This window comes from Pseudoalteromonas sp. BSi20439, assembly GCF_000241165.1.
Classification (GTDB): Bacteria; Pseudomonadota; Gammaproteobacteria; order Enterobacterales; family Alteromonadaceae; genus Pseudoalteromonas.
Window position 1 is genome coordinate 1 of sequence record NZ_BADW01000059.1, and the last position, 21,771, is coordinate 21,771.

A 21,771-nucleotide genomic window follows, 5' to 3' on the forward strand; every position below is an offset into this window, starting at 1 on the left:
CCCCCAGGCACAAAAAAACGGCGCTTAAACAAGCACCGCTTTTAAATGGTTTAGGCTATTTCTTTAACCTTTAACCTTTAACCTTTAACCTAGCTCTTAAGCTACTTTATTTTCTTCGCAGCTTGCCAGGTATTCGTCAAACGTACCTTGAAAGTCAATCACTTGCTTGTCTTTAATATCAACAATACGCGTTGCTAGTGACGATACAAACTCACGGTCATGGCTTACAAAAATAAGCGTGCCTTTAAAATCTTTTAGGGCATTGTTAAGCGCTTCAATGGCTTCCATATCCATGTGGTTTGTTGGTTCATCCATTATTAGTACGTTAACGTCTTGCATCATTAACTTACCGAATAACAAACGGTTTTTCTCACCACCTGAACAGTTACGCGCTTTTTTATTTGAATCGTCTGCGGTAAACAATAAACGCCCTAACATACCACGAACCATTAAATCGTTGTGCTTAGCGGTGCGCCATTGCGACATCCAATCAAACAAGGTTAAATCGTTATCAAAGTCTTTGCTGCTGTCTTGTGGGCAGTAACCAAAGGTCGCGTTTTCTGACCATTTAACTTCGCCTTCGTTGCTTTTAAGCTCGTTAACTAAACAGCGTAAGAAGGTGGTTTTACCCACACCGTTTTCGCCAATTACCGCAAGCTTTGCACCCGCTTCAAGCAATAAGTCGCCGCCGGTAAATAACGTTTCACCGTCAAACCCATGGCCAAGCTTGGTTAGCTCAAGCGCTTGGCGATACATTTTTTTGCCCTCATCAAAGCTCAGTGACGGGCTCATACGACTTGATGCTTTAACTTCATCAAGCTTAATTTTATCCATTTTTTTAGCGCGCGAGCTGGCTTGTTTTGCTTTAGAGGCATTAGCACCAAAACGGTTAACAAAGTCTTGCAGCTCGTCTATTTCAGCGCTTTTTTTCGCGTTTTCAGCTAATAACTGTTCGCGTTGCAAGCCTGAGGCTTCAAGGTACTTTTCGTAGTTACCTGGGTAAATACGCAGCTCGCCGTAATCAATATCGGCCATGTGCGTACATACCGAGTTTAAAAAGTGACGGTCATGGGAAATAATAATCATGGTACATTTACGTTGGTTAAGCTCATTCGCAAGCCACGTAATAGTATGAATATCCAAGTTATTAGTTGGCTCATCAAGTAGCAAAATATCAGGATTTGCAAATAGCGCCTGTGCTAACAGCACACGCAATTTCCAACCAGGGGCTACGTTTGCCATTAAACCATAATGAAATTCTTTATCGATACCCGCATCAAGTAGTATTTCTTCTGCGCGACTTTCTGCGGTGTAACCGTCCATTTCAGCAAAGATGCTTTCAAGCTCTGCCACTTTCATGCCGTCTTCTTCGCTCATTTCAGGCAATGAATAAATACGGTCGCGCTCTTGTTTTACTTTCCAAAGCTCAACGTCGCCCATAATTACCGCGTCAACTACGCTGTATTGTTCAAACGCAAACTGATCTTGGCTTAGGTTACCTAATTTTAGCCCCGGCGTAATAGACACATTACCTGCACTAGGCGTAAGCGCACCGCTTAAAATTTTCATAAATGTCGACTTGCCGCAGCCGTTAGCGCCAATTAAACCGTAACGGTTACCGTTACCAAATTTAGCTGAAATGTTTTCAAACAACGGCTCTGCGCCAAACTGCATCGTAATATTTGCGGTGGAGATCAAAAAAAGGTGTCCTAGAAAAATACTGACAGGGTTATGGGCGCAGCAGGTGCGAAAATAGACCAGGCAATAGGTGTAAATATGGCGGCAAATTATACAGGCCAAGTATACTAAAGGCTAGCCTATTTAAACGTTAACTCACTTGATTGTTTTTAAGTACGGCTTTATTGTAATAAAAAATATCAAAAAGAGTGAGTTATGTCGCCCGCAAAAATTCGTAGCGAAGTTATAAAACTTAGTAAGCTAAGTGTAAAACAGCCAGATTATTACTTTATTCAGGGTTACTTTTTAGGATTAGGCTTACTGCCCGACATAATAATGCCCAGCCAATGGCAGCCAGACCTACTAGGTGAGATTAATTTTACAACAGACGCTGAGTTAAAGTACCTCGAAAGCCTGATGGAAAATTACAATAACAGCATGCAAAAAGTGATGAGCGAAGACTTTAAAATGCCCACTAAATGCAGCTTATCGAAAACCGATTACCGCGATTCACTCAAAGCTAATATGCCATTACCAAACTACTGTAAAGGGGCATTACAGGCACTTAAGTTTATTGATAAACGCAGCCTAAACAAACACCAAAAAGAGGTGCTAGCAAGTTTGAATGAAGTACTTAGTGCCTTTAGCTCTGAGCAAGCTGCAGTGAAAAAATTTGCTAGCAACCAGGGCTTAGCGCAATCATTTAAAAAGAATTACATCTACTTTGTAGCCGACGCGCTTTACAACATTCGTTTTATTGAAAACACCCGCTGGAGCGATGAAGACGAAGCCGCGTTTAACGAACAATTTTTAGAAGAGTTTGCACACCAACAGCACAGCAATGACTTTGCTGCTGGCAAAATGATTGACGACGAAGTGATTGATCAATTAATGGAAGCAATCCTTAGCGACTTTACCCCCAGCGCGTTTGAACCGATAGAAGCGTTACTTGAACTGTTTGAGGGTTTTATTACAGAGCAATACATAGCACAAAACCAAGGCCACTTTTGGCTGATCCACGAAACACGCCCTTATATGATGCTACGGTCGCACCGAGCACAAATTAACGCACTACAAGGCAATATACAACTTGCCATTGATGAATTTGAAACACTGTTGCAATTAAACCCCATGGATAATCAAGCGAATCGACATTGGCTAATGAACTGCTACATAATTAAAGGCCAGTGGCAAAAGCTAGATGCGTTTTTAGCTGACTTCGACAGCGAAGAGCTCCATGCCACAGCAAGCCGCGCCTTGAGTGAATTTCATAAAAATGGTGACTCTAGCCAAGCCAAGCAATACAAAAAGCAACTTAAACAGCTTAATAAACACTTTATAAAGCTACTTACTGGGCAAGAAAAACTAAAAAGTGACGACTTTGATTTTTACAGCCCAGGCAGTAAAGAAGAAGTAGGGATATACCTAAATTCACTTGGTAAACAAGCGTGGATAGCCACCGAAGGCAGCTTGTTTTGGTTACGCAAAAAGATCTAAAAAAGTGGAAGATTGAAATTAAAGGTTACGAGCGGCGGGCTTCGAGCGACGAGTAGCGAGCACAGCCTAGCGCCTTTAACCTCTGTGGTGAATAAAATAAATTAAAACCTATTCACCACAGAGTTCGCAGAGTGCACAGAGAAAGTGATTAAAGGTTACGAGCGGCGGGCTTCGAGCGACGAGTAGCGAACACTGCCTAGCGCCTTTGGCCTTCTCTTTCAGCGTCTCTATGCTTAATGACCTAAATCTGACGCGATATAAAATCGCTGCTACATAATAATATTTGGCTTTTTTATTTCCTCTTTCAGCGCGCAGCGCCCTTTAACCTCTGTGGTGAATAAAATAAATAAAAACCTATTCACCACAGAGTTCGCAGAGTACACAGAGAAAGTGATTAAAGGGGAAAGGTAAAAGTTCTCGGGCGGCGGGTTTTGGGCTATGGGCATAACTTAGCACCTAGCTACTTCCCCAGAAGCTAGCGCCTTTTACCTAGCGCTTCTTTGGTGAATACATCACTTAAAATTAAGTTACGTGAATAAAAGTACATTATCGGTTTTAGTGTTCAGTATAAAACAGATAAGTTATGATTATCTTAGTTTTTACTAATGGTTTTTTATTTTGAGCAATAATATTTTTCAACAAATAGTTAATTACTTGCAGAAAAATAGCGACATTGAAGTGGTTTGGTTGTATGGCTCTCACGCCAAAGGTACAGCACAACCTCATAGTGATATTGATCTTGCTATCGCTTTTAAAAATTTTGATCTTAGCTCGTTTGATAAACGACTCAGGCCAAAAGAACTCGAGCTAGAAATCAGCAATGCGCTTAGCCTAAACGAACAGCTTATTTCAATCGTTGATATAAACTTAATCCCCAGTTACCTTGCCTTCAATGTAGTAGAATACGGGCGTATAATTTTAAGTAAAAATAGCCTTAGAGCAATGAAAGAACAACAGCGTATTTATAGCCAATTTGAGTTTGAAACAATAGCGAGCAAACATGACTGATATAGGGATCTCACTTTATATAAGCGAAGTAACACGTCATATCGAGGAATATATGCAAGAGCTCGACGAATTAAGCCAAGTAGAGCAGCTTAATAGTCGAGATTACCGTGCTGCAGAGCGTTTGTTGCAGTTAATGACAGAAGTGTGTATTGGTTTATCTAAGCACTGGCTTAAAAAGTATAAAAACACGACAAGCAGTAATGCCTACCAAACATTTAGTGAACTAACGCAACTCGGTGTTTTAACCGATAATGAGTTGCTTTCATGGCGTAAAATAATTGGTTTACGCAACGCGCTTGTGCATGATTATTTGAATATAGATCAAGAAATTGTGAAGACGATTATTAAAAAACGACATTATGTAACTATGCACTTGTTTAGCCAAAAAGCGATGGCCGAATTAGCAAGCTGATTGAGGTTAAAGGGGAAAGGTAAAGTTCTCGGGCGGCGGGTAGTGGGCTACGGGCATAACCTAGCACCCAGCGCCTTCTCTTTTCAGCGCAGCGTCTCTTCGCCCTCTTTGTGAATAATGACCTTGCGCGGCATAAAGCCCGTCTACGATAACCGTCAACGTTAATCATATCGGTAGGCGGGAGTTTACCTCGCGCTTTTAATTTAAAAACAATTTTGCACCACAGAGGTTCTTGAGGCGCTTTGCGCTACACAGAGGTGGAACGGTATTTTTTAAGCATTTCTCTGTGAACTCTGTGTTCTCGGTGGTAAATATTTATTTAGGCTTAATCTGACGCGATATAAAATCGCTGCTACTGGATACGAGTTACGTGCTTGTGCAAACAGCCTAATAACTAGTAATCTCTGTCACTGTCCTAAAACCTAACACCTATTACACTCTTAGTGTTTATGAATGTAGGCGGGAGTTTATAATCCGGCTTGTGATTGTAGTCGCAGAGTTTGCTCGCGCGAAAAGCGCAGCTTTTAAATGTTGCGAAATCTAAGCGTTTAGTAATGTGGGTAAATGGCTTGTATAGCGGATTTATTTGGCTTAATTAACTCATTTATAGCTTGTAACTCTACTTGGCTAATGGTTTTTTTACTTAGCATTAAATGAGTAGAACTCTTATTGATGGCCGCCATATTAGTAACCGCTTCTATTGCTGGGTATTGGTTTATAAAATATTGCGCTGCTAGTTCGTCTTCAATTGCGTAATCAACTCTATTTTTATTGAGCATTGCAAAACGTTTTTCGGCTGTAGGCATCATAATAACGTTAGCGGGGTAGTTTTGTTTAAACAGCTCAAACGCAACGCCATAATAACTGCCACGGTTAACCGCCAAGGTTAAATCTTTATAAAAAATATCGCTAATGTTATTTAAATCAGGCGATTCGGTGTATTTATACAGGCGAACTACTTCATCACGATAGGCATCGCTAAAATAGGTAAAATCAGCTCTTGCTGATGTTTTACTGGCGGCAAAAATAACATCAATACGGCCTTCTTTTAATTCTTCAAAAGCGCGCGATGAGGTAGGCAGCAACATAAATTTTAAACAAAAAGATGAGCCGTTAAAAATCGTGTTCAACACGTCAATTTCAACGCCTGTTAAATTGTTTTTTACTGCCACCACATAAGGCGGCCAGTTGCGTTCATTAGTACCCACCTTAAGTGTTTTGTTACAGGCAAATACGCTACAGCTAAAGATTAGTAATACAACAAAAGCGACTTTAAGCATTTTATTACTCTAAAAAATTACAACACTTTAGTATAAACCAAGTTGTAAATATAAACAGGGTTAGGTAGTTGTTATTAAAAGGCCAGCAGCTAAAGCGATTGCACGTAATGTAACCTTTAAAACGCTTGGTAAGCTTATAACGGCTTAAATAAACGTTTATTCAAGCCGTTACACTGCAGGGTAAATAACAGCCATGTTTTTAGTGTGGATTAAGGTAAGTGTTTAATTATCGCGTTGGCGATGGCAACCAGAGAGAGGCTGCCGCCGACCTCTCTCTGGACTCTCTCGGCGCACCCGAGGATCACACTGTGTCCTCAAGCTATAAATTGATGTGAACGTAATCGCCGTGTATTCGCCGTCCCTGGCGAAGTCACGGCTTAACTTGCATCCATGCAAGTGATTACTCATCAATTTATAGCTCTCGGGTGTGATCACGGGGGAGTTGTAGCGGGTCTTCGCATTATTTTAAAAGTATACTGTTAAAGGGGTTAAGGCCTTATCTCTTTGTGTTATTCTTAAACCCTCAAATGAAGGATTAATTTAATGATATACCTCGATACAGCTGCCTCATATCCAATTTTACCTGAAGTCAAAAAATCACTGATGAATGCATTTGAGAGCTGCTATGCCAACTCTGCTTCTAGCCACTTCTTAGGCGAATCTGCATTAGCCAAGGTCAATGAAGTAAGAGAGCTCTTAGCAGATGAAATAGGAGCCTTTCCTAGCGAGATTGTGTTCACTAGCGGTGCCACTGAATCTAATAATGTAGCTTTTAAAAGTATGTTATTAGGTGATGAAACCCTCAGGAACAAAAAACACATAGTGATCTCTTCAATTGAACACAAATGCATTTTTGCTATATGCGACTACTTTCAAAATTTAGGGTATGAGATTACGCTTGTTGACCCTGATGAGAATGGCGTTATTAAAGCTGAGAATGTTAAAGCTGCTGTAAGAGAGGATACGGCTCTCGTATCTATAATGCATGTTAATAATGAGCTAGGGACAATTAACCCGATCAGCGAAATTGGCGAGCTTTGCTTTTCAAAAGGTATTTTATTTCACTCAGATGCAGCTCAAAGCTTTTGTAAAACTGAGATAGATGTAGATGATATGAATGTTGATGTAATGTCATTCTCTGCGCACAAAGTTGGTGGACCTAAAGGAATTGGTGCTGTTTACATTCGCGACCTTAGAAAACGAAACTTATTACCTGTTATACATGGAGCAGGACAAGAAGATGGTTTGCGAGGTGGAACAGTCGCAGCGCCACTAATTATTGGTTTTGGCAAAGCAGTTGAAGTGTTTCAAGAGGCGTATAGTTATTTTAAGAGTGAAGATCCAAAATCTTATTTCTTAAAAAAGTTAAATGAAAATAAAATCGAACATGTTGTAAATGGTCAAGGCAGTTTATTACCTCATATTTTCTCACTATCTTTACCGAAAACTAATGTAAGTGTTTTAGTACGTGAAAATGAAAATACATTGTGCCTTGCTCAAGGCTCAGCTTGTTCTTCGAAAGAAATAGAAGCTTCACATGTTTTAACTGCTTTAGGCTTATCTAGGGAACAGGCAGAGCATACGTTTAGAATTAGCTTTACTCATGAAATCACTTGTAAAGACATTGATTTTTTAGTTCAAGCTATAAAAAAAGCGGCTATTTAGCCGCTTCGTATTATTTATAACATGTCACACAGGCTCCACCGCCTTCTGCTTCGTCATAAATATCATCTAGCTCGTTAAACTCACAATAACCTTCAAAGTCACCTAACAGCGCATTACGGCGTTTTTTCTTGTTAAAGCGAGCAACTTTTTTCTCGTGATTTTCAATAATACGTTTTTGTACTGCAGGGTCTTCTAATGTTTCTAATGGCTGACCTTGTCCCATCCAGTAAAAACGTTCACCAACGGTCGTATTATTGTCATCGCCTTTTTCAAAAGCTTTTGCTTCTTCAAACAAGTCAGGGTGCTTTTCCATAAGCTTAACCCATTCAATCTTTCTCTGATAAAAACAAAATGTACATCCAGAGCGAGAGCGCCATTTGTAATATTCCGGCAGTTCTAAACCGTTTCGCTGTAATATATTCTCTATATCACTTCTTACTATGCCATGCTCCCTAAATGGAAAAACTGATTCGATTGGTTTTTCAATTGTCATGTAGCCAACACGTTCAGGTTCATCTGCTCTTATGCCAACATAGTTCTTTATTTTGTAACCATCTTTAATAAAGCTATCTAACCACTGTTCAAATGGTTTTAACTTCATCTGAACAGTACACCAACGATCACGTTGAGAAGGTAAGTAATTACCATGTTCTTTTAATAAATGGGCAAAATCTTTCTCGCCACGCCCCTCTATATTATTTAAAGAGCGGGCATTTAAGCGATGAATATATCCTAACTTTTCTTCAAGTTGGTCAATAAATTCATTTGTTTCTGGAAGCTCATAGCCTGTATCAGTAAAAAAGTACTCAACATCTAACTCTGGATAAGTTTCTTTAACAAATAGCGCTAAAGCACTACTGTCTTTACCGCCTGAGAGGCCTAAAACATGTTTAACTTTTTCCGTCATCTGGTACCTCAGCTTCTGTTTGATCCATCAAATTAGTTAATAGGTTTGTAAGTGCAGCAAGCTGCTTTTCTTTAGGCATTGCAGCAATGGAAGTTTGGATGCGATCAACTGCATTTTTTACTTCTTTATCACTGTTAAGATCATGTCTAATGAAACTCCCAAACTCTTGGTGATTACCATCATTGTCCGTAGTGATAAATGCCAATGGCTTGGAGTTACCTCGAGTTTGAATATTACCAAATGATTCAATGCGTCTAAACTGTACACATAAGTTTTGTAGTTCATCTAAACCGTTACGGAGGTGTTTATCAGTCCAATTACGTTCTGGTGTTCCTGCAGCTAAATTAATAATAAACTCAAACTTAGTTTTACCATCTATATGCTGTGAAATACGTTTAGCAAGTTCTTTCACATTAGGGCGCTTTGCAACTTTTTCAACAAAATTACATCGTTCCTTTAATGCCTGATTAAAATCTTCACCTAGCATTTGAATAATAATCTGCTTAAAACCGGTTAGTAAAATATCGTGCTGAGCACTTAAATCTTCGATCGCAGTTTTAAGGTATTGGCCCAGTTTTTCTTCGACTTCAATGTCGTCTTCTTTAAAGCCAAATACCGCAGGTAAATCATCTAAAATAAGCTTATAAGGGTCGTTGGCAGCAATAACTTTATTTCTGAAATCACGGGCTTGTTTTGTTAAGCCATTACCTTCATCACCTGTGAAACTTTCACCGCTGGTTTTTTTTACCCATGTTGGTAATTTATGAACTATCCCCACAATATGCTTAGCTATGTTTAATATTGCAGCGTCATTTTTAACTTCGCCAAGTGTTGCTTTTGCTAAGTTATCTAGCAAGTGGCTCTGTATTTCAGATATTTCAAAATATCGAACACCAGCTTCATTCGGATGCTTATAAATTTTATTAACTAACTCTTCATCTAACTCTGGTATAAAAATAAACTGGTTGGTTGAGTCCCAATCATAAAAAGCAACTTGTCCTTCGAGTGATTTTAATAAAGCTAAGCCATAGATACGACATAAACCCGCTGTTAACCCAAAGGGAGGCAGCATCCAAAAATCATAAAGTTCAGCTAAAGTGACTTGTTTGTTTTTGGAGTTGTTTTTTATAAAATCAAAGCCGCTTTTAAATAACTCATGCATTTCAGGGTTCGCTTTTTGCGATTCCTTACTCCACTCACTTGGGAATAAAAAACCCTCTGAAGTTTCACAGTGCCAGCCTTTGCTCTTTAAGCAAGAAAGATAAAGACCTTTTTCAGGTGGAAAGGCTTTTTCATCAAAACCAAGATCTTTTTCATCGCCTTTTTCAAACATGGCATTCATTAACTTACGAATAGCACTGTTTGCACTACCAGAAGGCTTTGAACGGTTTACTAACTCGTTTATTACTACTGGTGATTCTTTAAATAACTCATTTGCAATTTTTGAGGCGATAGATGTTAAAGGTGCCGTTTCTAACTTTTTACCACAGTGGAACCAGTCAGCATTTTTATAAACATACTGCAGCTCATGATCTACATTTGTCTGTGCAAATTTAATACGGTTCTCTAGCTCATTTTTTGCAATTAGGTCATGCGCTATTTTTTTCTCGTCTTTGAGTATTTGTTTTAAAGCTATTAACTCAATAGCTGCATTTTTAAGGTTTGAAAAGTCTGCAAACTTTCCAACAATACTGAAAGGCATTGCTTCTTCATGAGGTTTAAGTGCCTTAGCAATATCTTCATTTACACATAAAATAAACGTAGCAAATGCTTCACCTGTTTTAGGTTGGGTAACAAATGGCTTGATAAGAGCAGCATCGTATTTGTTTATCAGCTTTGTTGTTGCCCAGCGCATAGTACCGGTTTTATGGTAATGTGCAGTTGCTAATATATTTTGCGGAATATCACATATTTCAGTCCAATCCACACCATAACTTATAGCTTCAATACGTTCGTTAATTAGGCTATTTATATCAATGTCACTACCTTGGAACACAAATAAAGCATCGTGTTTTTGGCGATAAATAACAACTGTCCAAGTTTCTAAGTCAATCAAAGATTGCATTATTTCAGCAGCTTCGTATCCGCGACTGATAAAATATTTTTTTATAAAATCACGCTTAGCATGTAACTGGTGATGAAAACCAAAAATAGTTAATAGAGCAATTAGTTTCGTAATGGCTGTATGTAGTTCGCCACCTTTTTGTTCAGCTCTATAAATTGCATCGCAACCCTCTAGCCATGCTTTACTATCTTGTGAAGTAACAATTAAATGGTGTAAATTATGGTGTAAATAGTCCCAATACATTTCAGGGCGGTACAAACTTAGCGCTTCATTAAGTTCGCTATATTCTGTTTCTAAAAACTCTCTAAATCCATATTTCTCATGTGACGCTAAAAAGCCGAACAAACTACGCTCATTTTGAGAGAAACGACGACGAGAAACAGGGCCAAGTAATAAGCTAACAATTGGGTCTAAAGGAAGTGTATTGCTTAATGCATCAACATTTTTGTTTTGATTTGCGAACGCCGAGCTTACAACTTCGACTAGCTTTTCATACTTTGACTCAATAGCCTTTACTACTTTTGGAGCTCTAAAAATTGAATCACCAACCAGAACTAAAGATTCATCAATCGAAGGGTTAAAACTTAAATCTCTGTATCGGCCTTGAACTTTACTCCATTCTTGCTGTGTTTTTACGTCTTTATTTTTAGCGTAATCAGAGAATGCTTGATGTAAAAAGCCAACCAGTAATACAGGCCGTTTTACTTGTTGAACAATATCAGCGAGAGACTGAAATAAATGTAAGTCTTTATTTGCACGCGATTGATAGTCTAAAGCTTTACCCATTTCATCGAGCAAAATTAAAACGCCGTCTTCGTTATCATTTTGCTTTTGTAAAATAGATTTTATTTTTGCTAAGCATTCATCATCATCAAGAGCGAGTATATCTTCTGCATTAAACTTGATATTAAACGCTTTCAATAAGCTTATTAGAATACTATTTGCGGGGGCTTCAAGGCCACAGACATGTTTAATGGTTTTCCAACCATTAGTAATTTTAAACCTATCATCAAACCCAGTTATTACTTTTTGAGAATGATTAAGCTTGTTTAAAGCGTAACTACGTTGTTCTGAATCTGTAGAAAGCAAGCAAGATAAAAATAAGGCTATAGTCGATTTACCAGAGCCATAAGGGCCAGTGATTGTATAGGCTCTTTGTGTACTGCCCTCAAACTCACGGCTTACAGTATCAAGTACATTAATAGCCGTTCCATGTACGATAAAGTCATCTATAAAGGGGGTTAGGTTAGCACTATCAACATCAATGCGAGTGGAGCTTTTATATCGTTGATTTATTTCAATAATAGATTCAGACATTGTATTTGCCGTAATAGTCATTTAAGTATTTGAAAGTATTGTTTTTTACTGAGTCAGATATATTTACTTGTCTTAACCCTAATGAATCGACCCATGATATTTCTTTTTTAGTATGTTGCTGAGCTTCATCGAGTTTTTGACCTAGGCCAGCCTCAGATAATCTAAATATTCGGCCAGGCGAACACGGTTTAGTAAGCAACGAATCAAAATCAACAGTGCTCACTTTTGATTCAGTTGTTTCTACTTTAAAGAATTCGAGTAACGCATAAATAAATACTTCAATAGGTAATTCAGGCCTTTCAGTTAAATTACTGACGTAAAAAGAGCGACCGTTATCTTGTACTAAATTAAGCTCAGCAAGGGGAGACGTGAAATGATCTTCATCTATCTTCTTCGCTGTAGACTTAACCTTTTTGCTGTACATATTTAAAAAACAATCCATGTCTTTTTTTATAGTAGTAATGTTACCTACTTCACTTTTAACAAGACGTTTAGAATCTTCATAGCAATCATCAATCAATTTTGATTTTTCAAAATGCTGAACATTTGAATAATTAAAAAAGTATCGGTATGCAGTTAGGTGCTCATCATTAAAGTTTAACCAAAAGTGCAATAACCAAACAGAACCATGCAATTCGAGGTAAGGATCTTTGCCGTTGTCACCAAACAAAAAGTGCCCTTTGTTTTTCGTCACATTATGAAGGGTTTTATTATTTTTTCTGTCGCTTTCAATAATGCCGCTCGACTCAGCCCAATACTGAATCGCTTTAACCATATTTTTACCAACGCCAAGTTCTACAATAGAATGACGAATACTTTCTTCGTCAGAACTTGAAAAATTACCATTTGAATTCAAATGATTAACCGCTTTGAATAACCATCCATAGCGCAGAGGGAATGTGTCGTGTCCTGTAAACTTTGCTTTCATCGCCTTTAGAGTTCCTCTGGAGAAATTGTCCAAGCGGCGATATTAACGTGAATTAAGATTAAGAGGAAGGTTTCAAGCTAATTAAACAACAAAAAGCTGTACCTTTATACAGTTTCATTTAATTTATCTCTATTCCCTTGTAGATATAAGGGCTTTATTGTAAAGTTTTTGAATATTAAGATAAATAATCAAGTGCTCTAGCCTAGTACTGTACCTATAGTTAAGAGATAATGGAGCTATCATATTGATTTATATTAAAGGACTAAAATATGCTTACTAAGATTTTATCAAACTTCTCTGAAGATGAATTGTTAAGCTTTCTTCCTAAAAATTCAATAAATTTCGCACTTCAACTTGATGCAAAAGATAATCAGATATTTGAAAGTAGCTCCTATAATAAAAACAAGCTGGCCGGTATAGCCGCGACTGTTAAACAGGTCGACTTTATCCTTAACAGAAAAATTTTAGTAAACAAGTAGAGTATTGAATGTCTAGTTTAAAGAATCTTGTTTTAAAACATGTTTATAGAACAGGTGATGATGATTTATTTCATGATTTCTACAAACCTGTTTTATCAAAGGCTGTAAAATATGATAGGGCAGTAGGTTATTTTTCTTCTTCTATTTTAGCCGCAAATTTAAGAGGATTGGGTTCTATAATTCAGTCAAATGGAACCATGCGATTGATCATTGGCCACCCTTTAGAACGGGAAGAGTTTGAAGCAATTCGTTATGCAGTTACTTCTCCTTTAGAATTAGCACAGCAATATACAGCAACTCTACTACAGTGGATTCATTCAGATAAAGATGTTTCATCAAAAAGTCTGGAGTTGTTAGCCATTTTGATTGCATCAGGCAGGTTAGAAATAAAATTCGCGTTTAGAAGAGCTGGAATGTACCACGAAAAAGTCGGCATTATTTATGACTCTTATGGAGATGCTGTCGTTTTTCAAGGCTCTGCTAATGAAACCCCATCTGGAATGTTTGAGCATCTAAATGCTGAATCAATAAGTGTTTACAAAAGTTGGGAGCCGGAGTTATTTGAAGCATATGGAAAAGTCTACCAAGAAGGATTTGAGAAACTTTGGAATAGCGAACAAAAAAATACTTTTGTAGTCGATATTGGTTCTGATTTTTATTCTGAAGTATCTAAGTACGTAGAAAGCTCCCCTAAGCTTCAAACATTTTCATTGCTTGATATAGAAGGTATTGAAGAACAAATAGCAAAATATGAAGTAGAGCAAACAAACACAAACACTAAAAACACTCCTAATGTTCCTGACTTTTTAAATGGCCATAAATTTAAAGTCAAAGACCATCAAAAAGTGGCTTTAAAAAAGTGGAGGGCTAATGGTTATAAAGGCATTCTCAAATTAGCGACAGGTTCTGGTAAAACTATCACATCAATATATGGCGCTGTAAAAGTTTATGAAACACTTAAAAATAAAAATAGAGGTTTGTGCTTAATTATTGCAGTTCCTTACATAGAGCTTGCAAGTCAATGGGGGGAAAACTTATTGGATTTTGGAATTAGCTCTCACAAATGTTACAACGCGAAAAATAGCTGGTTGCCCAGTGTTCAAGAGTCTATTGCAACATTTAATGCTGGTATAAAAGATTTCATTTGTTTAGTAGTGGTCAATAGAACTCTGGCTTCAAATGAGTTTCAACAAGTTGTATCTTCAATAAACCCTAAAAGTATGATGTTCGTTGGCGATGAGTGCCATAACCATGGCTCTAATAAGATTAGTCGCTTATTGCCCTTATCAGATTTTAGAATGGGGTTATCAGCAACGCCCTTTAGGAGTGACGATGATGAAATTGATTCTATGTTTCCTAATGTATCTAGAGAGAATTTGCTCTCATATTACGGTGACATCGTGGCTGAATATGGGCTTGGTGATGCAATACATGACGAAATATTAACACCCTATGATTACCACTTGGTTCCTGTTTATCTAAACGATGCAGAGCAGGAGGCTTTTGAAGAGTTATCGGAAAAAATCTCTTCAATTATCACTAAATCTGGTGGCCAACTAAGTAAAGATGACAAAGAGAAATTAACTATTTTTTGTGGTCAACGAAGTAGACTGCTCGGTTCGGCTTCTGACAAGTTAAAAAAGTTGAGTGAACTCAGCTCTATGATTCCTGAGTCAATGCGAAACTTAACCTTATTTTATGCAGGCGAGGGGAAGCCATTTAAACAGGATGAAGATGCACATGATTGTAAGGTCATTGACCAAGTGTCTGATGTACTTTATAAGAACGGATGGAAGACTTCTCAATTCACTAGCGCAATAAATAGTGCTGAACGTAAAAACTTAATGGAAGCATTCAAAGATAAAGCCATTAACGCTTTAGTAGCTATGAAAGTTTTAGATGAAGGTATTGATGTTCCCGCATGCCAAACTGCTGTAATACTTTCTAGCACAAGAAATCCTCGCCAATATGTTCAACGGAGAGGTCGGGTTTTAAGACGCTTTCCCAATAAAAGAAAAGCAATTATCTATGACTTTATAGTATTGCCGAATTCTGACTTTGAGCAACCAGCATCAAAAAAATTAATATCTGCTGAAATGGAAAGAGTAAATGATTTTTTACTTTTGGCTGACAATAAGCTGCAAGTTGAGAAGCAATTAGAACAAATAGGATTGTATTATGACATCTAAATCTGAATTAGAAAAAATGTTTCAGGAAGCCGCTAAGGAAGTTGAGAAACCTACGGCTCTAAAGGAATTAACATCATCAATTATAAATGTTGAAAGAAAGCATGTCTATGGAGAAGCAAGTTCAAACAATCGGCTTCGATTGATACGTGAACTTATAGAAAATGCAAGGAAAAAAGGTGATATATGCTAATTAAGAAAATAGTACTAACAAATTTCCGTCAATTTTATGGTGATCAAACGATTCATTTTTCTACTAACGAAGATAAAAACGTCACTCTAATTCACGCCGAAAATGGAGTTGGTAAGACTGCCCTATTAAATGCAATTTTATGGTGTTTTTTCAATACTTTTACACCTAATTTTAAAGATCCTAGAAGTTTAATAAATAATGCGGCTAAAGCCGAAGGGCTACAAAATTACAAAGTTGAAATTGAGTTTGAAGAGGAAGGAACAAATTATTCAGTACAAAGAGCTTACGGCCCTGTAACTGGAGATACCTTTAGGGTCTTCATAATTGAAGCTGGAGATTTTAAAGATGTACCTAACCCAGACATATTTATAAATTCTGTCATACCCAAAGATATGGCTAATTACTTCTTTTTTCAAGGCGAGGGTATTGGTTCATTTACGAGCAAGCATGGCGGTAAACAAATAAAAGAAGCAATTCAGAAGATACTTGGTTTTACCGTAGCAAAGAACGCTTTAGAAGATGTTCAAAAAATTAAGAAAGAGTATAGCAAATCTCTTCAAAGAGCTGATAAAGATGGTGAGATATCAAAAATTCAAAGAGATATAGATCGGCTTGAAGCAGATTTACAAGAAGATAATAAGAGGCTCGAAGAAAAGAACGAATCTGTAGAACGTTATACTTCTGAGATTCGAAGAATTGATACTCAACTTGCTTCTTCAAATAGTGAGTTCATTAAAGCGAAGCATAAAGAAAGAGCGCAAGCTGAACGAGATCTAAAAGACGCACATAACAACCTTTCTAAATTCGAAAATAATCGTGTTAATTTAATTAAAAAATATGCGACCAATGTGTTTGCTCATGAAATATCTTTTGAGGTTTTAGATTTTATCGACGAAGATGAATTTAAATCTACCATACCTTCTCCGTACAACGAGAATCTCGTTTATAAAATTTTAGAAGAAACGCAGTGCATTTGTGGAGCTGATATCTCAGTTGGGAGTGAGGCATACAATAGAATTCAAGAGCTATTAAAATCAGCCGCAGACCCGCAACAAGAAAGCAGAGTATCGAAAGCTCAAGCTGAGCTACGAAGTATAAAGAAAATTTCTTCACAGGCTAAGGAAGATTTTGAATTTAATCTTAAAGGTATTGATTCTAGCAGAGATAATGTCAGCAAATTTGAAGAAAGATTGAAAAATATCTCTATCGAAATTCAAGGTGCAAAAGATATTGGAGATATCCAAGAGCTTGAAAAGCGTAGAAATCAATTTCAAATGCGCTTAGGAGATGACAACCGAGCCATAGGTAATTTAGAGCGTAAAGTGAAAGAATGCACATCTTTACTTGAAACAAAGAGGGGTGAAATCTCAAGGCTAAAATCTAGCTCATCAGAAGTTAATAAATATCGAGAGTTAGAAGACATTGCTCAAAAAGTTCAGTTGACAATCGAGAATACATTATCCTCAACTCAGAAGAATGTTGAGTTGAAGATCATGGAAAAAGTTAACTCATTCCTTGGGCAGTTTGTACGCCAAGATTACCGTGCAAAAATGGATAAAAACTCTTTTGATATAAGACTCTTTGACCGTAATGATATACAAGTAGCTGAAAGTGATGGACAAGGGCTACTTTTAAGTTTGACATTTATTTCTTCTTTAATTGAACTTGCGAGAGAGAGGAAGAATGCCTCTGGTGAAATATTAACACCTGGAGCGATTGCGCCTTTTATCATAGATGCACCTTTTGGTGTTCTTGATAATAAATACAAAGGAAATGTTGCTAAATCAATTCCTAAATCTGTAGGGCAGGTTGTTTTTTTCCTGTCGTCAAGTCATTGGCAAGGTACTGTTGAAGATAATATTAGAGATAAGGTTGGGATGGAATATAATCTTGTTTTAGAAATTGAAGCTGATCGAGATACTAAAGCTGAGGATGAAATAACAATTCAAGGGACAAAATATCCAACTGTTAAATATAACTGCTCAGTTGATCGTACCGTAATTGAAAAGGTAGGTAATTATGTCTAGAAGAGAAGAAAGAAATTGGCGTGATGACCAAGTTTATAGAGACAGAAAGCATGAACCTCTTGTAGAAAAGCTAGTACAAGCGGATAGCCGTATATTTAACCACAATAAGGATTTAATGGTATTTGCAGCTATGGTTGGGTACTCACACGATAAGTTTGAACCTGTAAGTTCTGACAAAATCCAGATCACATTAGGCACCTATGCCAACACACAACAAGATACTTACATATATTTACTAGCATTATTAAAAATGAAAAATGCTACATGTTTAAAGTGTGCAAACCTAAATGATGCAGTAAAGATATTTGAAGGTTATTGCAACGCGGGTTTATCTATTATTCAAAGTTGGATGGATGAAAACCCCGGCGATCCAACAGGTATAGATACATTGGAAAAGAAAATTGTAGAACAAGCGTTAAGAAACGAGCTACGCTCACAACAAAGTTTAAATAATGACAATTTAGAGGTGGTTTTTTAATATGGATAGACTAAAAGAACTATTTGATTTTTTTGATAAAAAATTCTGATGGGTATATTTCTAAGAATGAATTAATTGAACTGGTAGAAATTTTACTGAATGAAAAAGGCTTAGGGAAAAGCTCTCAAGTCCTAAAAGAATTTGATTTTAATCATGATAATAAAATTGATTTTAATGAGTTTACTGCTTTTGCTGAAATGCACCTTATACACTAAGGTGCATTTTTTTTGTAGAATCTATAGCCTTTAATTTTATACTCTGGCATTAGGCGTGATTCTAAAACAGAGTTAGTACACAGTGCTGGTTTCGTTGCTAGTAACTTATCTAACTTTAAATTAAACGCCTTTTGTTTTTTGTAATCTTCAAACGTATAGTCGATAAAATCAATTTTATTGAGGAGGAGCGGTCGTTTTTCTTCAATGACGTAATCAAAAAAATCAACATCTTGATCTCCCATTTTTATTTTCACGCGCTCTTTAAGCTGTGGAAGAGGGGAGTCATAAAAACCTTCATAACCTAGCAGTGTCACTTTACCTGAATGTATATGAATTTTAATAAGCTGAATATCATCAAGCTCGCCATACATTTGCAGTGCTGCGCCTATATATACGCGTAAAACCAAAGGGAGTAGGGTTATAAAATCTTTATGTAAAGTAAGTGCGTGAGGTTGCCCGTTTTCAAAGTCGACTTTACTGGCTGGTAATAGCTTTTCGGCTTCTAGGCATAGTGATTCAATCAATTGACTATCTGCTATTTGAAAAAGCAGTTCAGTGGCTTGATGCTGCGCTATTTTGTAAGTGTCGAAGAATGCTTTTATATCACGCTTTAAGTCTTCAGGTTGTTGTGCATATGGTTTACGCTTTTCAAACATGGCTAGTGCAAAGTAAAGTAGTAAATCTTCTCTACGCATTGTTTCTGCTGTTTTTAGCTCGTCCTCTTCAAACCACTTTAAAACAAGTTGTAGGGCTTTTTTATTTGAACCAATAACTTCTTTTATTTTGTCACTTTGCGCAAATTCATTGTTTGCAGGGCAGCGGCCTAGCGTTAAACACGTTAACCAAAACGATTCAAAAAGTTGCTGATGCTGCGTAAATAAAATACGCGCTTGTTCTTCATTAACAGGCTCAGGCGCTGTTAGGTGTTGCCACTTATAAGTACGTTTATGACGGTTTTGTAAAAAGTGCTGTTCTAGTTGTTTGTCTTTAAATATATAGTAAATACCAGGAGCTACAGCAATCGCGTTTTCGTCAACGCTCATTTCTATAAACGCTTTAAGCTCAGCTTGCGTATAATATTTTTGGAAAGTATTCCGGCTTGTTATTACACCATCTTTGTATGGGTGAAACTGACTAACGAGTGATTCGTTACCTAACATTGCAGACACAACTAATAACTTTTGTGAAAGCTCCCACGCACCAAGTAACGCTTCTATTCGCTCATCTCGGTCTTCTATTACATTTATTACAAAACCAATATTTACAATGTCAGAAATAACTTTGTCCGCATCGGGACGATAGTTTAGATCCCAACCTAGAGCATCAATACCATGGGCTTCGAGCTCTCGTAAATCATCGCCTCTACCACACCCGTAATCAAAAATTGAGTAATCACCATTTAAAAAGCCGTTTTTAGCTAGTGTTTTTAGAGGGGCAGAAAGTTCATGGCGCACAATTGCTGTTAAATGCCTGTCTATTGTTTTATCGTCTTCAGGGTTTTGTACAGCAGAACTACGAAACAAACGCCCATCAACTAGCTCATACCCTTTTTTAGCAATTAAACGTTCCCAAGAGCCTTTAAAGCCTATCATACGTGTGTTTTCGTATAAGCCTGCTTGCTCGCCTTCAGCAGTTAAGTCACAAAATAATTGATAGTGTTTATTAGTTGGTGAAACCATGGTTTCTTTTCGGTGCAAAATAGGTGGGTTTTCGCTTTTATCATATTTAGTGATTTTATGGCTAAGCTTTGCTAAATCTATAGTCACGCTTTGCTTGAGGGCAGGATAAGAATCTTCATAAAATGTAGGGTAACTTAAAAGTGAAAGCCTAAAGTCGTTTTTAAATAACTTTATGAGATCGTAATCGGCTTCATCTACTTTAAGAGCTTGAGCAACAACTTTTATAAACTTAACTAATTCAGCCGGTGCATCAGTAAACGCGTCTTTATGAAAATAAATGGCATCAGGTAGCTTTTTGGCTGTTTTTACTTTTTTTACAAGTTGCTTAAATTGCTCTGCGTTCATAGTTTAATAATTTGCTAAATGTAGTGCCTGCACTTTACAGGGGCTTAATGTATCCAAACTATATAGCTCATCTTGTTGATTTACAATGCAAGTGCACTCAGCAATATAGAAGTCGATCCCTTTTTCTGTTTTTATACTTCTCAAATAAACAGGGACTATAGGCATAGACGAGGGCAGCTTTTGTAATAGGCTTAAACTAGGGTAAAGCAATTTGTGTTTTGCCAACGAATCAAATTTATCGCCATGTTTTGCTTCAATCACAAATAAGTGCTCTTTACCGTCTCGCTTAGCAACAAATACAGCATCGATTTCAACTTGACCATTTATATGCTCAAGGACAATATCTTCGTTAGCCAGTGGCTTAAAGTTAAATGTGAATGTACTTTGCCCCGTTGCTGGCACAACTATTGTTTTATCATCTTCTAGATTAAGAGCTTCAGCCATTAACCCTGATGCTATAGCTAGATTTACAACTGAGGTCTCAGTAACTTTAGGCAGGAGTTGAAATGCAAATAAACTTCTTATTGATACGTTCGGTAAAAATAGTTCAGGTTGTAATTGACCAAACAGAGCTTGGTCATTAAAAAAGAAATCGTTTACATCATTTGTTTTTACAAGCGAAAAATAAGTTTGATTTGAACCCGAGCGCGAGCCGAGCCTTAACACCATTGTATTTTGCTCTTTTAAAAGCTTTGGCAGCTTCTTAATAGCATCTATCGATATTGATGCTGCCGTGTTCGCTTTTAAATTATTAGCGTTAACATAGTCTTGGAAGCCTTGCGGAATAGATACTTTTTGTTCTTTGGCTAGCATTTCTAGCACTATTTTTTGGAATATCACTTATTCATCCTTGATTATCAAAATAATAAAAATACGCCCGCCCACGCTTTTCAAACTTAAGTTCACCACGCTCGCGGCGGTGCATTAACTCACAGTCTGTTATTTTTAGATGTTTAATGACCTCTTTGCTCGAAAGCCATTTACCCTTTTGATCTTGAACAGCCATTTAAGTTACTCAAATTAAGTATAAATTTAATATACATAACTCTTAACGCATCGACAAATTTGAAGGCGGTTGCCAAGACAATTTCCCCGTGATCACACCCGAAATTGAATTAATGATGAGTAATAGCAGCGCATGGATGCGCGTTAAGCGATGCTTACACACGGACGTGTTTCATCGCGTTTACGTTCATATCATTAATTTGAATTAAGGAAGTAGTGTGATCCTAGGGGCGCCGAGAGATTCCAAAGAGAAGTCGGCGGTTACTTCTCTTTGGTTGTCGTCGCCAATGCGGCATGTATAAATAAAGTAGACGAGCATCGAGTTGCGGAGATCGGGTTTTGCCATTAAAAGCTACGCTTTTCGCGTCAACAAGCTTAACGCCTACGGTGGGAATAGGTAAAAGATTT

Annotated in this window: 16 protein-coding genes; 9 read left to right on the forward strand and 7 right to left on the reverse strand. The window is 37.2% G+C overall.

Annotated features, from left to right (window positions below):
- Window positions 1-96 precede the first annotated feature (96 nt).
- The gene (locus P20439_RS05540) at window positions 97-1,698 is read right to left on the reverse strand and encodes an ABC-F family ATPase (protein ID WP_083834474.1); all 1,602 of its coding nucleotides are present in this window, start codon (window positions 1,696-1,698) and stop codon (window positions 97-99) included.
- A 195-nt stretch (window positions 1,699-1,893) separates the two neighbouring features.
- On the opposite strand from P20439_RS05540, the gene P20439_RS05545 reads away from it, so the two are divergent.
- The 3 genes from P20439_RS05545 to P20439_RS05555 all read left to right on the forward strand — a co-directional run bounded on the left by P20439_RS05545 (window position 1,894) and on the right by P20439_RS05555 (window position 4,594).
- Window positions 1,894-3,174: a lipopolysaccharide assembly protein LapB gene (locus P20439_RS05545; RefSeq protein WP_008465171.1), complete on the forward strand. Its 1,281-nt coding sequence runs from the start codon at window positions 1,894-1,896 to the stop codon at window positions 3,172-3,174.
- 618 nt (window positions 3,175-3,792) lie between these two features.
- Window positions 3,793-4,182 carry a nucleotidyltransferase domain-containing protein gene (locus tag P20439_RS05550; RefSeq protein ID WP_008465175.1) on the forward strand — a complete coding sequence of 130 codons (390 nt, stop codon included), beginning with the start codon at window positions 3,793-3,795 and terminating at the stop codon, window positions 4,180-4,182.
- Entirely contained in the window at window positions 4,175-4,594 is a 420-nt protein-coding gene (locus P20439_RS05555; protein ID WP_036932989.1) for a DUF86 domain-containing protein, read from the forward strand. The genes P20439_RS05550 and P20439_RS05555 overlap by 8 nt, the downstream gene beginning before the upstream one ends.
- A 548-nt stretch (window positions 4,595-5,142) precedes the next feature.
- On the opposite strand, the gene P20439_RS05560 is transcribed toward P20439_RS05555, so the two are convergent.
- On the reverse strand, window positions 5,143-5,874 hold the full coding sequence (locus P20439_RS05560; RefSeq protein WP_008465179.1) for an ABC transporter substrate-binding protein: 732 nt from the start codon (window positions 5,872-5,874) through the stop codon (window positions 5,143-5,145).
- Between the two features lie 543 nt (window positions 5,875-6,417).
- On the opposite strand from P20439_RS05560, the gene P20439_RS05565 reads away from it, so the two are divergent.
- A complete protein-coding gene (locus tag P20439_RS05565) occupies window positions 6,418-7,539 on the forward strand; it encodes a cysteine desulfurase family protein (RefSeq protein ID WP_008465181.1) in 1,122 nt (373 codons plus the stop codon).
- A 10-nt stretch (window positions 7,540-7,549) separates the two neighbouring features.
- On the opposite strand, the gene P20439_RS05570 is transcribed toward P20439_RS05565, so the two are convergent.
- From P20439_RS05570 to P20439_RS05580, 3 genes are read right to left on the reverse strand one after another with little or no spacing between them, the layout of a single operon-like run.
- Window positions 7,550-8,446: a phosphoadenosine phosphosulfate reductase family protein gene (locus P20439_RS05570; protein ID WP_008465183.1), complete on the reverse strand. Its 897-nt coding sequence runs from the start codon at window positions 8,444-8,446 to the stop codon at window positions 7,550-7,552.
- On the reverse strand, window positions 8,430-11,828 hold the full coding sequence (locus P20439_RS05575) for a hypothetical protein (protein WP_008465185.1): 3,399 nt from the start codon (window positions 11,826-11,828) through the stop codon (window positions 8,430-8,432). Before P20439_RS05575 ends, P20439_RS05570 begins: the two co-directional genes overlap by 17 nt.
- The gene (locus tag P20439_RS05580; RefSeq protein ID WP_008465186.1) at window positions 11,821-12,756 is read right to left on the reverse strand and encodes a DUF4007 family protein; all 936 of its coding nucleotides are present in this window, start codon (window positions 12,754-12,756) and stop codon (window positions 11,821-11,823) included. The genes P20439_RS05575 and P20439_RS05580 overlap by 8 nt, the downstream gene beginning before the upstream one ends.
- 487 nt (window positions 12,757-13,243) lie before the next feature.
- Here P20439_RS05580 and P20439_RS05590 point away from each other — a divergent pair, with 487 nt between their 5' ends.
- Genes P20439_RS05590 through P20439_RS05610 form a run of 5 tightly spaced genes read left to right on the forward strand, consistent with a single transcriptional unit; the run spans window position 13,244 to window position 18,334 of the window.
- A complete protein-coding gene (locus tag P20439_RS05590) occupies window positions 13,244-15,424 on the forward strand; it encodes a helicase-related protein (protein ID WP_008465188.1) in 2,181 nt (726 codons plus the stop codon).
- Window positions 15,414-15,614: a hypothetical protein gene (locus P20439_RS05595; protein WP_036932994.1), complete on the forward strand. Its 201-nt coding sequence runs from the start codon at window positions 15,414-15,416 to the stop codon at window positions 15,612-15,614. The genes P20439_RS05590 and P20439_RS05595 overlap by 11 nt, the downstream gene beginning before the upstream one ends.
- Window positions 15,608-17,641, forward strand: coding sequence for an AAA family ATPase (locus P20439_RS05600; protein ID WP_008465189.1), 2,034 nt, complete (start codon window positions 15,608-15,610; stop codon window positions 17,639-17,641). Before P20439_RS05595 ends, P20439_RS05600 begins: the two co-directional genes overlap by 7 nt.
- Window positions 17,634-18,119, forward strand: a complete 486-nt coding sequence (locus P20439_RS05605; protein ID WP_008465191.1) for a hypothetical protein — start codon at window positions 17,634-17,636, stop codon at window positions 18,117-18,119. Before P20439_RS05600 ends, P20439_RS05605 begins: the two co-directional genes overlap by 8 nt.
- A 23-nt stretch (window positions 18,120-18,142) precedes the next feature.
- A complete protein-coding gene (locus tag P20439_RS05610; RefSeq protein WP_008465193.1) occupies window positions 18,143-18,334 on the forward strand; it encodes an EF-hand domain-containing protein in 192 nt (63 codons plus the stop codon).
- Here P20439_RS05610 and P20439_RS05615 read toward each other — a convergent pair.
- Complete coding sequence (locus tag P20439_RS05615; protein WP_008465195.1) at window positions 18,331-20,358, reverse strand: DNA phosphorothioation-associated putative methyltransferase; 2,028 nt, start codon at window positions 20,356-20,358, stop codon at window positions 18,331-18,333. The genes P20439_RS05610 and P20439_RS05615 overlap by 4 nt on opposite strands.
- Window positions 20,359-20,361: 3 nt before the next feature.
- Complete coding sequence (locus tag P20439_RS05620) at window positions 20,362-21,198, reverse strand: hypothetical protein (protein WP_008465196.1); 837 nt, start codon at window positions 21,196-21,198, stop codon at window positions 20,362-20,364.
- Window positions 21,199-21,771: the final 573 nt, after the last annotated feature.

Excerpts from the sequence above, each read along its gene's own strand:
- P20439_RS05560 (WP_008465179.1), bottom strand. The coding sequence starts at position 5,874 with ATGCTTAAAGTCGCTTTTGTTGTATTACTAATCTTTAGCTGTAGCGTA.
- P20439_RS05595 (WP_036932994.1), top strand. The coding sequence starts at position 15,414 with ATGACATCTAAATCTGAATTAGAAAAAATGTTTCAGGAAGCCGCTAAG.
- P20439_RS05570 (WP_008465183.1), bottom strand. The coding sequence starts at position 8,446 with ATGACGGAAAAAGTTAAACATGTTTTAGGCCTCTCAGGCGGTAAAGAC.
- P20439_RS05605 (WP_008465191.1), top strand. The coding sequence starts at position 17,634 with ATGTCTAGAAGAGAAGAAAGAAATTGGCGTGATGACCAAGTTTATAGA.
- P20439_RS05575 (WP_008465185.1), bottom strand. The coding sequence starts at position 11,828 with ATGTCTGAATCTATTATTGAAATAAATCAACGATATAAAAGCTCCACT.
- P20439_RS05555 (WP_036932989.1), top strand. The coding sequence starts at position 4,175 with ATGACTGATATAGGGATCTCACTTTATATAAGCGAAGTAACACGTCAT.
- P20439_RS05590 (WP_008465188.1), top strand. The coding sequence starts at position 13,244 with ATGTCTAGTTTAAAGAATCTTGTTTTAAAACATGTTTATAGAACAGGT.
- P20439_RS05600 (WP_008465189.1), top strand. The coding sequence starts at position 15,608 with ATGCTAATTAAGAAAATAGTACTAACAAATTTCCGTCAATTTTATGGT.
- P20439_RS05565 (WP_008465181.1), top strand. The coding sequence starts at position 6,418 with ATGATATACCTCGATACAGCTGCCTCATATCCAATTTTACCTGAAGTC.
- P20439_RS05615 (WP_008465195.1), bottom strand. The coding sequence starts at position 20,358 with ATGAACGCAGAGCAATTTAAGCAACTTGTAAAAAAAGTAAAAACAGCC.
- P20439_RS05545 (WP_008465171.1), top strand. The coding sequence starts at position 1,894 with ATGTCGCCCGCAAAAATTCGTAGCGAAGTTATAAAACTTAGTAAGCTA.
- P20439_RS05580 (WP_008465186.1), bottom strand. The coding sequence starts at position 12,756 with ATGAAAGCAAAGTTTACAGGACACGACACATTCCCTCTGCGCTATGGA.